The organism is Algibacter amylolyticus (genome assembly GCF_014202225.1).
Lineage (GTDB): Bacteria > Bacteroidota > Bacteroidia > Flavobacteriales > Flavobacteriaceae > Algibacter_B > Algibacter_B amylolyticus.
Window position 1 is genome coordinate 166127 of the sequence record NZ_JACHGE010000002.1, and the last position, 13059, is coordinate 179185.

At 33.9% G+C, this 13059-nt stretch carries 13 protein-coding genes; 2 read left to right on the forward strand and 11 right to left on the reverse strand.

The features are described 5' to 3' along the window. Nucleotides 1-5 precede the first annotated feature (5 nt). A complete protein-coding gene (locus HNQ90_RS05810) occupies nucleotides 6-623 on the reverse strand; it encodes a YceI family protein (protein WP_144116940.1) in 618 nt (205 codons plus the stop codon). A gap of 122 nt (nucleotides 624-745) precedes the next feature. Between HNQ90_RS05810 and hemN the strand changes: the two genes are divergently transcribed. Both hemN and HNQ90_RS05820 read left to right on the forward strand, forming a co-directional pair. Next, nucleotides 746-2110 (forward strand): oxygen-independent coproporphyrinogen III oxidase, encoded by a 1365-nt coding sequence (gene hemN, locus HNQ90_RS05815; RefSeq protein ID WP_144116941.1) that lies wholly within the window; start codon nucleotides 746-748, stop codon nucleotides 2108-2110. Between the two features lie 84 nt (nucleotides 2111-2194). Further along, nucleotides 2195-3028 carry a universal stress protein gene (locus HNQ90_RS05820; RefSeq protein WP_144116942.1) on the forward strand — a complete coding sequence of 278 codons (834 nt, stop codon included), beginning with the start codon at nucleotides 2195-2197 and terminating at the stop codon, nucleotides 3026-3028. A 96-nt stretch (nucleotides 3029-3124) separates the two neighbouring features. Here the strand turns inward: HNQ90_RS05820 and HNQ90_RS05825 are convergent, their stop codons facing one another. The 10 genes from HNQ90_RS05825 to HNQ90_RS05870 form a co-directional block, all read right to left on the reverse strand. Then, the gene (locus HNQ90_RS05825; RefSeq protein ID WP_144116943.1) at nucleotides 3125-3694 is read right to left on the reverse strand and encodes a superoxide dismutase family protein; all 570 of its coding nucleotides are present in this window, start codon (nucleotides 3692-3694) and stop codon (nucleotides 3125-3127) included. A 143-nt stretch (nucleotides 3695-3837) separates the two neighbouring features. Beyond that, nucleotides 3838-5241 carry a TolC family protein gene (locus HNQ90_RS05830; RefSeq protein WP_144116944.1) on the reverse strand — a complete coding sequence of 468 codons (1404 nt, stop codon included), beginning with the start codon at nucleotides 5239-5241 and terminating at the stop codon, nucleotides 3838-3840. Further along, nucleotides 5241-6596 carry an HlyD family secretion protein gene (locus HNQ90_RS05835; RefSeq protein ID WP_144116945.1) on the reverse strand — a complete coding sequence of 452 codons (1356 nt, stop codon included), beginning with the start codon at nucleotides 6594-6596 and terminating at the stop codon, nucleotides 5241-5243. Before HNQ90_RS05835 ends, HNQ90_RS05830 begins: the two co-directional genes overlap by 1 nt. A 3-nt stretch (nucleotides 6597-6599) precedes the next feature. Continuing rightward, nucleotides 6600-8267 carry a peptidase domain-containing ABC transporter gene (locus tag HNQ90_RS05840; protein WP_144116946.1) on the reverse strand — a complete coding sequence of 556 codons (1668 nt, stop codon included), beginning with the start codon at nucleotides 8265-8267 and terminating at the stop codon, nucleotides 6600-6602. A 2-nt stretch (nucleotides 8268-8269) separates the two neighbouring features. Next, a complete protein-coding gene (locus HNQ90_RS05845; RefSeq protein WP_144116947.1) occupies nucleotides 8270-8941 on the reverse strand; it encodes a TetR/AcrR family transcriptional regulator in 672 nt (223 codons plus the stop codon). A gap of 283 nt (nucleotides 8942-9224) precedes the next feature. Then, complete coding sequence (locus tag HNQ90_RS05850; protein ID WP_144116948.1) at nucleotides 9225-9926, reverse strand: sulfite exporter TauE/SafE family protein; 702 nt, start codon at nucleotides 9924-9926, stop codon at nucleotides 9225-9227. A gap of 1 nt (nucleotide 9927) precedes the next feature. Then, a complete protein-coding gene (locus HNQ90_RS05855) occupies nucleotides 9928-10374 on the reverse strand; it encodes a FixH family protein (RefSeq protein WP_144116949.1) in 447 nt (148 codons plus the stop codon). Between the two features lie 61 nt (nucleotides 10375-10435). Beyond that, the gene (gene ccoG, locus HNQ90_RS05860) at nucleotides 10436-11860 is read right to left on the reverse strand and encodes a cytochrome c oxidase accessory protein CcoG (protein WP_144116950.1); all 1425 of its coding nucleotides are present in this window, start codon (nucleotides 11858-11860) and stop codon (nucleotides 10436-10438) included. Between the two features lie 57 nt (nucleotides 11861-11917). Then, on the reverse strand, nucleotides 11918-12862 hold the full coding sequence (locus tag HNQ90_RS05865; protein ID WP_144116951.1) for a cbb3-type cytochrome c oxidase N-terminal domain-containing protein: 945 nt from the start codon (nucleotides 12860-12862) through the stop codon (nucleotides 11918-11920). Further along, nucleotides 12859-13044 carry a CcoQ/FixQ family Cbb3-type cytochrome c oxidase assembly chaperone gene (locus HNQ90_RS05870; RefSeq protein WP_144116952.1) on the reverse strand — a complete coding sequence of 62 codons (186 nt, stop codon included), beginning with the start codon at nucleotides 13042-13044 and terminating at the stop codon, nucleotides 12859-12861. Before HNQ90_RS05870 ends, HNQ90_RS05865 begins: the two co-directional genes overlap by 4 nt. Between the last annotated feature and the right edge of the window lie 15 nt (nucleotides 13045-13059).

Below are 13059 nucleotides of genomic sequence, written 5' to 3' on the forward strand. Positions count from 1 at the left end.
ATGGTTTAGTTTTCGCGAAGGTAAGTTTCAACTTCAATGGCTACATCTTCCCAAGTTTTACTTACACCATCTGCTCCTTTATGTAAATCAAAACATACTTTATTTAAAGAGGCTAAAGCATCTAATGCATTCCAGTCTTTAAGATTCATGGTTCCTGTTAAGGTTACACGTCTTTCGTCAGTAATTTTAACATATAATGGTAAATTATTTGTTTCTCCATTCATGGTAATAGAAGCTACATAAGCATTATTAGCATATTTAATAGTACCTTTTAAAAATTCGGTATCTAACATAGCACCAAAAAATGAATTTATAATTTTACCATCGCGGGTGTTTGTAGCATCGTTTGTAAAAACGCTACTAACAGGTATAGAAAAGCTTAAATTATTTAATGCCTCTTGTGGTGTAGCTCCAGATTTATTTTCGAAATCTAGAAGTTTAAATTTTCCACCAACAGGTAGTTTGTCTGTTGTTTTGTAGGCCGTCCATTTTACGGTTGTACCTTCTGGTTTAACTACGTATTCCTCTGTTGTTTCAGCTTCCGTTTGCGTTTCTTTTTTTTCGTTTTTACATGATACTATACTTAGGGCTAAGGCAATAAATAGGATGCTTATTTTTTTCATTTTCATGTTTTTTTATTAACCCGAAAGTTAAGTCAATAATAATTCAATTGCAAGATTTAGTATGATATATGTCATTTTATAACTTAAGCTGTTCCTATACTTTTGAAGTATAAACGTTAGGTATGTTAAAATCATTAGTAAATAAGTATAATATTGCGGGTCCTCGTTATACGAGTTATCCAACGGTTCCGTATTGGAACCAAGAAACATTTTTATTAAAAAAATGGAAATCGTCATTAGTTCAATCTTTTAAAGAAAGCAATTCTGATGAAGGTATAAGCTTGTACATTCATTTACCATTTTGCGAAAGTTTATGTACGTTTTGCGGCTGTAATAAGCGCATTACCAAACAGCATAGTGTAGAGTCTCCATATATAAATGCAGTTTTAAAAGAATGGCATTTGTATTTAGAATTGTTTGACGAAAAACCTATTATAAAAGAGTTGCATTTAGGTGGCGGGACACCAACATTTTTTAGTCCAGAAAACTTAAAACGGCTTATTACGGGTATTTTAAACACGTCAAAATTAGCACCGCAACATGAGTTTAGTTTTGAAGGTCACCCTAATAACACCACTCGCGAGCATTTACAAGCGCTTTACGATGTGGGATTTAGACGCGTAAGTTACGGTGTGCAAGATTATAACCCAACGGTACAAAAGGCGATTCATAGAATTCAACCTTTTGAAAACGTAAAGAAAGCCACCGAATTGGCCAGAGAAATTGGATACACATCTGTCGGGCATGATATTATTTTTGGATTGCCTTTTCAAACCTTACAACACGTTGAGGAAACCATTTTAAAAACTAAAGCTTTGCTTCCAGACCGACTAGCTTTTTACAGCTATGCACATGTACCTTGGATTAAAGGAAACGGACAACGAGGCTTTGATGATGCCGATTTACCAAGTGCTGATTTAAAACGCAAGCAGTACGAACTAGGAAAGAAATTACTAGCCGAAGTTGGCTATAAGGAAATAGGAATGGACCATTTTGCGTTAACTACGGATTCCTTATATACATCCATGATTAATGGTGATTTACATCGTAATTTCATGGGATATACCGCCTCAAAAACACAAGCAATGATTGGGTTGGGTGTATCCTCGATAAGTGATAGCTGGTATGGTTTTTCTCAAAATGTAAAAGGAGTAGAAAGCTATTATAACCTGCTAAAAGATAATATTATTCCGGTTTATAGAGGGCATATTTTAAATGACGAAGATTTAGTAATTAGAAAACATATTTTAAATTTAATGTGCCAGTTTGAAACCTCATGGACAGACGAAAAACTTTATTTTAATGACTTACCGGACACTTTAATTAAACTAAAGGAAATGGAAAAAGATGGCTTACTAAATATATATTCTAATAAAATAGAAGTCACCCAAAAAGGACAACCGTTTGTTAGAAATATATGTATGGCTTTTGATGTGCTACTGCAACGTAAAAAGCCAGATACACAACTATTTTCTATGACTGTTTAATACCAAGTCATTTTAAAATCAAGTATTAAAACATTCAATTTTAACTGTTTTTGCTTTATAGCAAGAACCTAAAACTTAAAGACCATGAAAAAAATAATTATACCAATAGATTTCTCAGAACATTCAGAATATGCATTAAAAACGGCAGCTAAACTAGCCAAAAAACATGATGCGGAATTATTGGCCCTTCATATGCTAGAAATGTCCGATATTATGTTATCGACTACCGATGGTATTCAAAACCAGAAAACCATGTTTTTTCTGCAATTAGCAGAGCAAAAATTTAAAAAATTTTTAAGTAAAGACTATCTAAACGATGTAAAAGTAACGCCTATAATAAAGCATTTTAAAGTGTTTAGTGAGGTAAACGACGTGGCTAAAAAATATGATGCCGATATAATTGTAATGGGCTCTCATGGTGCAAATGGCTTTACCGAGTATTTTGTGGGTTCCAATACGGAGCGTGTTGTGCGCAACTCGAACATACCGGTTTTAGTGGTTAAAAACGATATGTTGGATGTCGATTTTGACGTGGTTGCCTTTGCCTGCGATTTTAGCGAAGAGTCTATAAAATCGTATTTAAGCGCCCAAGAAATGTTTAGTAAACAAGGTGCAAAACTATATTTAATACATGTTAATTTACCTAACGAAAGGTTTAAAAGTAGTTTAGAAATCGAGAAAAAAGTCGTTAATTTCTTTACCAAAGCCGAGGGTAATTTAGATAAAATGGAAGATGTCTTTTACGTATCTGATTATACCATAGAAAACGGCGTTTTAAATTGCGCAAATAAAATTGGAGCCGATTTAATATTAGTACCAACACATGGCCGAAAAGGTTTAGCGCACTTTTTTCAAGGCAGTATTGGCGAAGATGTAGTAAACCACGCCACGTTACCAGTTATGACTTTTAAGATTTAAGCCAATAAAAAAAAGCCTCCCTTTTTTGCTAAGGGAGGATTTTTATTTACATACACCATTATAGGCGGTATAATAGTAAATTCAACTCTAATAAAATTATTGAATAATACCAGCACAACTAACGCGTGCGCCAGCAGCTCCAGAAGGTTGCGATGTTAAGTCATCTTCACCAGCGTGAACTATCACAGCTTTTCCTAGAATATCTTTAGTAGCATCGCCACAGCCAATACACCACTCGTCTGTAGAAAAAGAAATGGTACCGTTTCCGTTATCATCGGCAGTAAAATTGCCAATATCACCTTTATGGTAACCCTTTGCGTCTCCCCATTTACCATGTGGTTGCGATGTTGGATTCCAATGTCCACCGGCCGATTTGCCATCGGTAGAAGAGCAATCGGCAGATTCATGAATATGTATAGCATGTTTACCAGCGGTTAAACCACTTATAATAGCCGTCATGCTTACGCTACCATCAGTTTCTTTAAAAACGACATTGCCGGAAACATTGCTATCGCTTTTAGCGCTTAATGCAATTTTAACCTTTTTAGGTGCAACGTTTGCCGTTTCAGTTTCAATAGTTTCTACAGATTTCACTTCTGTTTTTTCATTTTTACAAGATGTAAAACTTATAATTATAGCAATACAGATTAAGCTTAATTTTTTCATTTTTTTCAAGTTTTTTTATTTATTCTAAAGTTAACACTTCTATAAATAAATTGCAAGGATTAGCAGGGTTCAATTGTTCTAAAAAGCATGTCATTAAACTCCGTTCAACACAAAAAAAAGCAACACAATTGTTTCAATAAAAATTAGTTAACCTCTACTTCAGAAAGGGCTAAAACATTAAATAAAGTCGCCTTAGTTTTAAAGAAACTATTTTCAAGATCAATAGCTTTTAGTTTGGCATCAATAAGTTTTGATTCTCGCGAGTTTACTAAAAACAGAGAGCTTTCACCTAAAAAGAACTTACGCTCTTCGGCTGTTAGCATTACAGAATAATCATTTACAATAGTATTGGTATAATCATTTTGGATTAGGTAAGACTCTAATTCTAGATTTATAGCATTAATTTTATTTTTAAGACTTACTTGTGTATTTTTAATATCGAACGTCGTGTTTTGCAGCTTTATTTTTGCCAATTTTAAGTCGCTTCGTTCTTTTCTTAAAAACAAAGGAATACTAATATTCACTCCACTTTTATAGGCCGATGTACTAAACGATCGTGCCACCTCGGGAGTTTCGGATAAGAAATTATACTGCAAATCTATTTGCGGTAAAAGGTTGTTTAACTTCAGTCGTTTTTCAATTTCTAAACTTTGAAATTTATAATCTAAAGATTGCAGTTTTGGGTGATTGTTTATATCGTAGCTTTCAACATCCAATCCGGAGGTGTTCAAGGTTAAATCGATAGTTGCAACCGTATGAATGTCTGGTATAATTTGATCTTTAATTTCAACTGGTGTATTATCATTAAGCCATAAATAATTAGAAAGTTCTAGAGAAGCCTTTATAAATTTAATTCTAGATTTTTCTAAGTTAAGTTTGCGGTTGTTTAACGCTATTCTAGCTTCTAGAGTATCAATGGCGGGTTTATCGCCAACTTCAAAACTTTTTTTAATACCATTAAAACGTATTTCGGCATTGGCTAAAAAATCTTGGTAAACCCGTTTTTCATTATAGGTTTTTAACCAGTTAAAATAGCTTAATGTTGCATTATACAAAATGTCGTTAACCAATAATTGTCTATCGGCTTGGGCTTGTTTTACATATAGTTTGGACTGTCTTAACATGGCCATACGACTATTTGTAAGCAACCCTTTAGCAACAGGAATAGAAACACCTGCACTGTATAATCCATCGTCGGGGACGTAATATTCTGGGTTTAAATAGTCGCCAGTGTTTTCTTCATAGTTTCCTTTTAATTCTATGCCAAACCAAGTTGGTATTTTAAACGATGCATTTAGTTTATCGTAATACTCTGTGGCTTTAAATTTTTTTCTAGCATAATCTACTTCAAACTTAGGGTCGAAAGCACCTCTGGCTTTCATAAGTTTAGCTTCACTTTCGTTTAGGGTTAAATTGGCCTGCTTAACAATAGGATGAAACGATTTAACATAACCCAAATATTCTGATAGTGCCATAACCGATGTGCTATCTTGTGCAGAAACCACGCAGCTAAAACCTAAAAGAATACTATATATAAATGCTTTCATTATTTATCTTTTTTTAACACGGTTTTACTGTCTTCGGGTTGGTAATAGTTAGGAGGGAAGCTGTTAATTTGGCGCCATAACTCGAACCAGATTGGTACATCTTCAAGTAGGGCAATGGTTTTTGCGCCAGAGCCAACACGTATGGCTTCAGGCCAATTATACTCTGTATTATCTGGAGCCAGTAACACACGGTATTTCCCGTTACTACTTATAAAGCGTTCTATAGCCACCACTTTTGCGCCGTAAGTACCGTAAGATACATTAGGCCATCCGCTAAATACAATCGCTGGCCAGCCATCAAACTGTACACGTACTTTTTCGCCAATGTGTAGTAATGGCAAGTCTATTGGACGCACAAAAGTTTCTACAGCTAAATCGTATTGCGATGGCATAATACCAACGAGTTGTTCTCCTTCTTTAAATGTAACCCCAATACCGCCTGTTAGTACTTTGTTTATAAAGCCATCTTGGGGTGCGGTTACATACAATAAGCTATTTCGCTTTTTGTAATTACTATAGGCGTTTTCAAGTTTTTTAACTTGAGCTTCTGTATCGAACCCGCTAGATTGCGCAGTATACATATCGCTTTGCGCTTTCGATATTTTATCGGTAAACACAGCGTTGGTTCTAGATAGCTCTAGTTGTGCGTTTATAACTTCGTTTTTACTGGCTAAATATTTGTTTTCTTGAGAAATGAATTTAGCTTGAGTTTCTTGAAGTTTTAAGCGCTTTTCTTCTACATCTTTTACTGCTTTTAAGCCTTCTTCTTGCAATGTTTGAATACGATTAAACTGTGTTTCGGCAATTTTTAAATTGGTTTTGGCAGCCTCCAAATCTATACTATCGCTTTTTACTTTTAATCGCGATTGTAACAGTTTATTGCGCGTTTGTTCTAGCTTTAATTTTTGTTCGTTTCTTAAGGCAGAAATTTGACGGTTTAAGGCATCTACCTTACCACTATAAGCGGTTACAGACGATGATTTTGCTTGAATTTGATCGTTAGTACGCTCCATAAGTCTATCGTCGAAATAGTCGCTTTTTACTTCGGATATTCTTAAGATTGTATCGCCTTTTTTTACTTCGTCGCCTTCTTGCACATACCATTCCTCAATACGTCCTGGTATTTGCGATTGAATATGTTGTGGGCGTTGGTTAGGTTTTAAAGTTGTTACTGTACCTTGACTGGTAATGTTTTGGGTCCAAGGTAAAAACAGTACAATTAATAAAATAATTGCTGCGGCTAATAAAAACCGGTTAAAGTATTTGTAATACTTAATATTCATTATTTTTTTACCAGACTTAAAGTCTGCCAAATCAATTTTTTTATTCAATTGGTTATTGGATATATTGAGCATAACCTAGTCTTTTTTAGATTTTATTTTACCTTTACTTAATGTGATAATTTCGGTGCATTTATCGGTCCATACCGAACTAAAACTAACCACAATTAGTGCCCATGGTCGGTCTGGGTGCGATAAATAATCTACAATAGCTTTAGTTTCTTTTCTATTAAATCGATCTAAGGCATCTTCTAGAATGAGTATTTTAGGGTTCTTTAAAATAGCTCGTGCTAAGACTAATTTTTTAGATATGGAGTACGACATTTGCCTACCATCTGGATATAGCACGGTATTTAAACCTTCTGGTTGCGATTTAATAAAGGATTTTAAACCTACAATATTTAGAATCTCATAAATTTTCTCGTCTGAAATGGTTTTGTTAGAGAAGGTAAGGTTCTCTCTAATGGTGCCTTCAAACGGGGTTTCGTCAGATAAGGATAAGCCTAATTGCGAACGGTAGAAATTTAAGTGAATACTTTTAATAGACATATCGTTAACGTAAACATGACCGCTTGTAGCTTCAATGACACCGGCAATTAAACGGAGTAAAGTCGATTTTCCAGAACCACTTTCTCCTTTAATTAAAATTCTACTTTTAGAATTTATGGTTAACGAGATATTTTTTAATATGTGAGCATCTCTGTTATCTACCTCAAAGCCAACATTGTCTAATTCAACTTGCAAACCTCTGTTAAATTGTGGGGTCTCGCCTTCTTGACTTTCTAAATCTTTATCAACTATTTGACCAATTTTTTCTAAGGATGTAAGGGTGTCGTAAAACGCCTCTAAGCCTATAATTAGTTTTTCTACTGAAGCGATTACCAATAAAATAATAATTTCGGCGGCTACAAATTGCCCAATATTCATTTCTTGGTTTAAAACTAAAGCACCTCCAATAAGTAGTAAACTAGCGGTTACAATTACTTTAAAACTTATCATTTGGATAAATTGAAGCATTAAAACTTTAAAGTGACTCTCTCGCGCTTTTAGGTAATTGTTCACCAAATCGTCATTTTTATTAATACCCAAGCTTGTGCTACCTGATAGTTTAAAGCTAATAACCGAACGGGCAATTTCTTGAATCCAATGGGCTACTTTGTATTTGTTTTTAGACTCGTATAAACTGGTGGATAAGCCTTTTCGTGCTGTGAATTTAAAAACCACAAAAATAAGTACTAGCAATAAAAGTCCAAATACTATAAAAAACGGATGGTAAAACGATAGTAGAATTAAAGCAAATACAATTTGTAAAACCGCTGCTGGAACATCGATTAAAATTTTAGATAAACCCTTTTGAATGGTTAAGGTATCGAAAAATCGATTTGCTAATTCTGGCGGGTAATAATCGCGTAATTCGGCCATTTTAATTTTTGGAAATCGATACGCTAACTCAAACGATGATCGCGTAAATATACGTTGCTGTATGGTTTCTATAATTCTTAGTTGCATAAGTTGTAAGGCGCCAGAAAAGGCAACGCCTAGGGTTACTATAATAACTAAAACCACCCACGATGTAGATATTTGAGCGCCTTGTAGTAGGTTAATAATAGCTTGAATACCAAGAGGAAGTGATAAGGCTACAACTCCGGCAAAAATGGCATAGTAAAAAATTTGAAGAATATCTCTTTTTTCTAATTGTAGCATGCCTATTAAACGTTGCCACGGCGTCATTTGTTTGTGTTTCATATTTAAGACTTGAGCGTGTTAAGTACTAGGTTTTTTATAAAGGACGTTGGGGTAATACTAGCATTACAATCTGTAATGGTTTTAAAATGGTCTTTTAAAAAGTGCTGATGCAAACCACTTTCTAGAATTGTGCTACCTAGGCTAGACGCGAATTTATAATCGGGGTTTATTGCAATTATCATATCGCGTAAGCGGTGTACAATGCGTTTGTAAATAATAAAAAAACCTTCTTTGTTTTCTTGGTCTACCTCTTTAGTTAAAAACGATTTAGAGTTTTCGTTAACTATAATCTTATTTAAAATGGTTTCGTTTATATGCGAGAATTTCGAATCTACTTTTATGCTTCGGGTTACAATTTCGATTGCTTTTTCTAGTTTTTCTGATGGGTTTAAACTGTGGGTTTCGAACACCAATTGGTATTCTATCCATGCCCAATACCAAGACGATAAATAAAGTAATAGGTTATGCTTGCTCTCAAAGTATCTGTAAATAGAACTTTCATTAGAGCCTATTAATTGTCCTAATTTTTTAAAGGTGAAACTATCAAAACCAATGTCGTCTATTAAAAGGATACTATGCTCTATAATGCGTTTTCCTAAGGTAGAAGATTCTGGGTCTTTTACATAGATTTTTTCGGGTACAGAAATTTTTAAATTTGACAGTAATGAATCCATAATTAATAAATTTAAATGCAAATATAATAGTATTGCTATTATATTTGAAAACAAAACTATTGTTTTTCTTTATGCGGGATTGAAAAATACTATTATAGGAAAGTTAGCAATCCGTAGTCAAGCTCCTTTAGATATAAGCAGAATGTATGTATTGATAACTTACTTTGGCGGATAAGTGGGTTAGGGATTGCAGTGGAAAACCCACAGCGAGGTACGAAGCGAGGACTTGAAGCGTAAAGCCCGACCCGAGGTACGAGGGTAACCCCAAAATTAAACTAAAAAATTAATGACAATCGATACCGTTAGTAATCATATTGTAAACCGGAGCAGGAGAGAGGAAGGGAATTCCAAGACCTAAACCCCGAATTATAAATAGTGCACCTATTATAACTACAAAAACTGGTATTATGTTTTGTATGCGTTGTCTTGCTTTACCTTTTAAAAAGTGGCTAAAGTAAATTGCAGTGGTCATTAAAGGGACGGTACCAAGGCCAAAAACACTCATGTATAAACTACCGTTTAAGGCATTACCGCCAGCAATGGCTGCAAATACCGCCATGTAAACTAAACCACAAGGGAGAAAGCCATTTAAAAAACCAATGGTTAAAAAGGTGTCCATTGTTTTTTTCTTTAAAGCAGAACCTAAAGCAGATTTTACTTTAGATATTAGGTTGTAAATAGGTTTAGAAAAGTTGTATTTGTTAAATGCTTTTTGCGGTATTAGTACTACTAAAATCATTAAAACCCCTATAATAATAGAGAGTTGTTGTTGGAAACCAAATATAAAAAGCCCTTTGCCAATTAGCCCGAAAATTAAACCTATTAGGCTGTAGGCTAGTAATCTGCCAAAATGGTAAATGGTAATTTGCGATACTTTTTTTAACTCGTTTGTGCGATCTACTGGCAACATAAAAGCTATGGGGCCGCACATACCTACGCAGTGAAAACTTCCTAATAGCCCTAATATAAACGCCGAAAGTAGCATACTAATAATTTATAGATTCTTTAAAAAGATAAGATTTTCCGTTATATTGCCAATCTATTTTAATGTTCCAACGACCATCTACCAAACGATTGTCAGGTATGAGCAAATTTGAATTAGACAAAGAGATAGCAGTCTCAAAGTCTAGTTGTTTGTTAGATGGTCTATATAGGAACAATTTTCCTTTAATATTTTTGTAATCGAAGGTATCGGGAAATTGTATTACCAAGCCCTCGTTTGTTTTCTTATAACTAATATTTTCGTTTAAAGTTTTAGCGGTTTCTAGTTTATTTATATCGTCTTGAAATTGTAATTCTTCGGCGTAATAATCTTCGCTAACCAAATCATGGTTGTATTTGCTATTTACACTCATGTTTATAACAAAGTACATTATAAACGAAATAAAGGCTATAAAAGCAATAACAATTCCGGTTCCCCAATTAATTTTCATAATTTTCTTTTTTAGTAATTTGTTTTTTGTTGCTGGTTATTTGTCTCTAATTAACCATTAACTATTTAAAACTCCGTGGGCCTAAAAAGTTAGCCGTAGTGGTTTCAATTAACTTATCGCCTTTGTAAACGCCAATTTTTATTTTATTTCTATCGCCAGATAATGCCGAATTATTAATTTCAATAAACAAGGTGCCTTCTGCCATACCTTGACTTGGTACAATAAAATCGTTACCAGTAGATACTAATTTTAATTCGCCTTTATGCGACATGAGTTTAAAGCTCACATCTTCAATGTCTTTAGATGTTTTATTTACTAATTTATAGGTGAAAACGTTACTTATAATGTTGTTCTCTTTATGCTCATATAGTTGCCCAGGAAGTCTTAAAACATTAGCTTCCACATCGTTTCTTAAAAATAACATACCAACCAATAGACCAGTTAAAATAGCTAAAACCGCTATATAACCTTTAATTCTAGGTGTTAATTTAAAAGGTGTTTTGTTTTCTATGTTTTCTTCACTAGCATAACGAATTAAACCTTTTGGTAAATTAATGCTTTCCATAATATGGTCGCACTCATCAATACAAGCTGTACAGTTTACACATTCTAATTGTGTACCGTTTCTAATATCAATGCCAGTAGGGCAAACGTGTACACATTGCATACAATCTATACAATCGCCATGACCTAAAGCGTCTCGGTCTTCATTTTTTCTAAACTTTTTTCTACCATTTTCAGCTTCACCGCGTTTATGATCGTAAGCAACAACTATCGATTTTGTATCTAAAAGTGCACCTTGTAACCTTCCGTAAGGACAAGCTATAATACAAACCTGTTCTCTAAACCAAGCAAATACAAAGTAGAATACCGCTGTAAAAATTAGTAACGATATTAAGGTGCTTATGTTATTAAGAGGACCTTCAGAAATGTATTGAATTAATTTATCGCTACTAATTAAATAAGCCAGAAAAACGTTAGCAATAATAAAGGAGATTAAAACAAATATGACTGTTTTTAGTCCTTTTTTTCTAATCTTTTCGGCATCCCATTTTTGTTTGTCTAGTTTACGTTGTTTGTTTCTGTCGCCTTCAATCCAGTATTCTATTCGTCTAAAAACCATTTCCATAAAAATGGTTTGCGGGCAAATCCACCCGCAAAAAATACGTCCGAATGCTACCGTAAAAAGGGCTATAAAAATAACACCAATTAACATGGATATTACAAACAAATGAAAATCTTGTGGCCAGAAAGGAAACCCGAAAATATTAAAACGGCGTTCCAAAACATTAAACATTAAAAACTGATTTCCATTTATTTTTACAAATGGCGCAAGTAGTAAAAATGCTAGTAAAATATAACTTACATATTTTCTATACTCGTAAAATTTACCACTTGGTTTTTTAGGAAATACCCAAGCGCGTTTACCTTCTTCGGTAATTGTACCAATCGAGTCTCTAAAGGTTTCGTTTTCTGGAGTTTCCATGTTTTTTTATTATGCTACAAGATTATAAAAGGTTGCAGGTATTGTTTATTAAATCTATTATTCTACAGTAATAATATTTTCTGTTTTAGTTTCCATAGCCTCTGTAGGTACTTCGCTTGCAGGAGCATTTTCATCTACCCAAATATCGCCTTCGGCAGGTTTAGGATTTGCTGGTATAGTGCCTTGCAATGTTAATACGTAACTTGCCACTTGTGCCATTTGTGCAGGTTTTAATTGTGCTTTCCACGCAATCATACCTTTACCAGAACGTCCACCTTCAGATATGGTTTTAAAAACATTTTTAATACCACCACCTAATAACCAATGATCGTCTGTTAGGTTTGGTCCAATACCACCTCCACCATCTGCCATGTGACAAGCAACACAATTACTTTGGAAAATGGCTTGTCCAGCTTTTACATCGGCAGCATCAGTTAACACGGTTACCGTATTAAAATCTACTAAATCTTTAGCTGTTTTTTTATACGCTTCTAAAGCAATTCTAGCGTCGGCTAATTCTGTTTCTAATTCGTCTATTTGTGTATAGCCATCAAATACGTGGAATCTCAATAAATAAACGGCAGCAAAAATTATAGAAATGTAAAAAGAATACACCCACCATGGTGGTAAGTTATTATCTAGCTCTTTAATACCATCGTAATTATGATCTAGGATAATTTCCGTTTCTTCTTCTATTGGTTTCTGACCAAGAAGTTTTTGGTACGTCTCTTTTAACCAAGTAAATTTAATGGTATTTTCTTTTTCTGCTAAAAAACGAGCTTTACCAGCTTCATCTAATTTATGAAGCATCACATTTTCTAAAGCACCAATAATAGCTTCGATAGCAATTAATATTAATAATACTAAAAGCAGAAAGAGTAAAACTGCTGGATACTCAACAAATGCTGGCTTGTCTCCTGAATCTATAAAGAATTCTACGGCTCCAAAAATAATAAAGAATGCTACTGGAACACGAATCCAGGATGGAACTAATTGTCTCATAATATATCGTCGTTTTGGTTGTCTAATGGCATGTTACTTACCTTGTCTATATAATCTTTTTTAGCGGTTATTACCCACCAAAATAGAACTACAAAAAAGGTGAAAAAGATAATTAAAGAAATCACTGGGTAAATCTCGATTCCTGCAATACTATCCATATGGTTTTTTACAAATTTCAACATGACTTTTAAAATTTT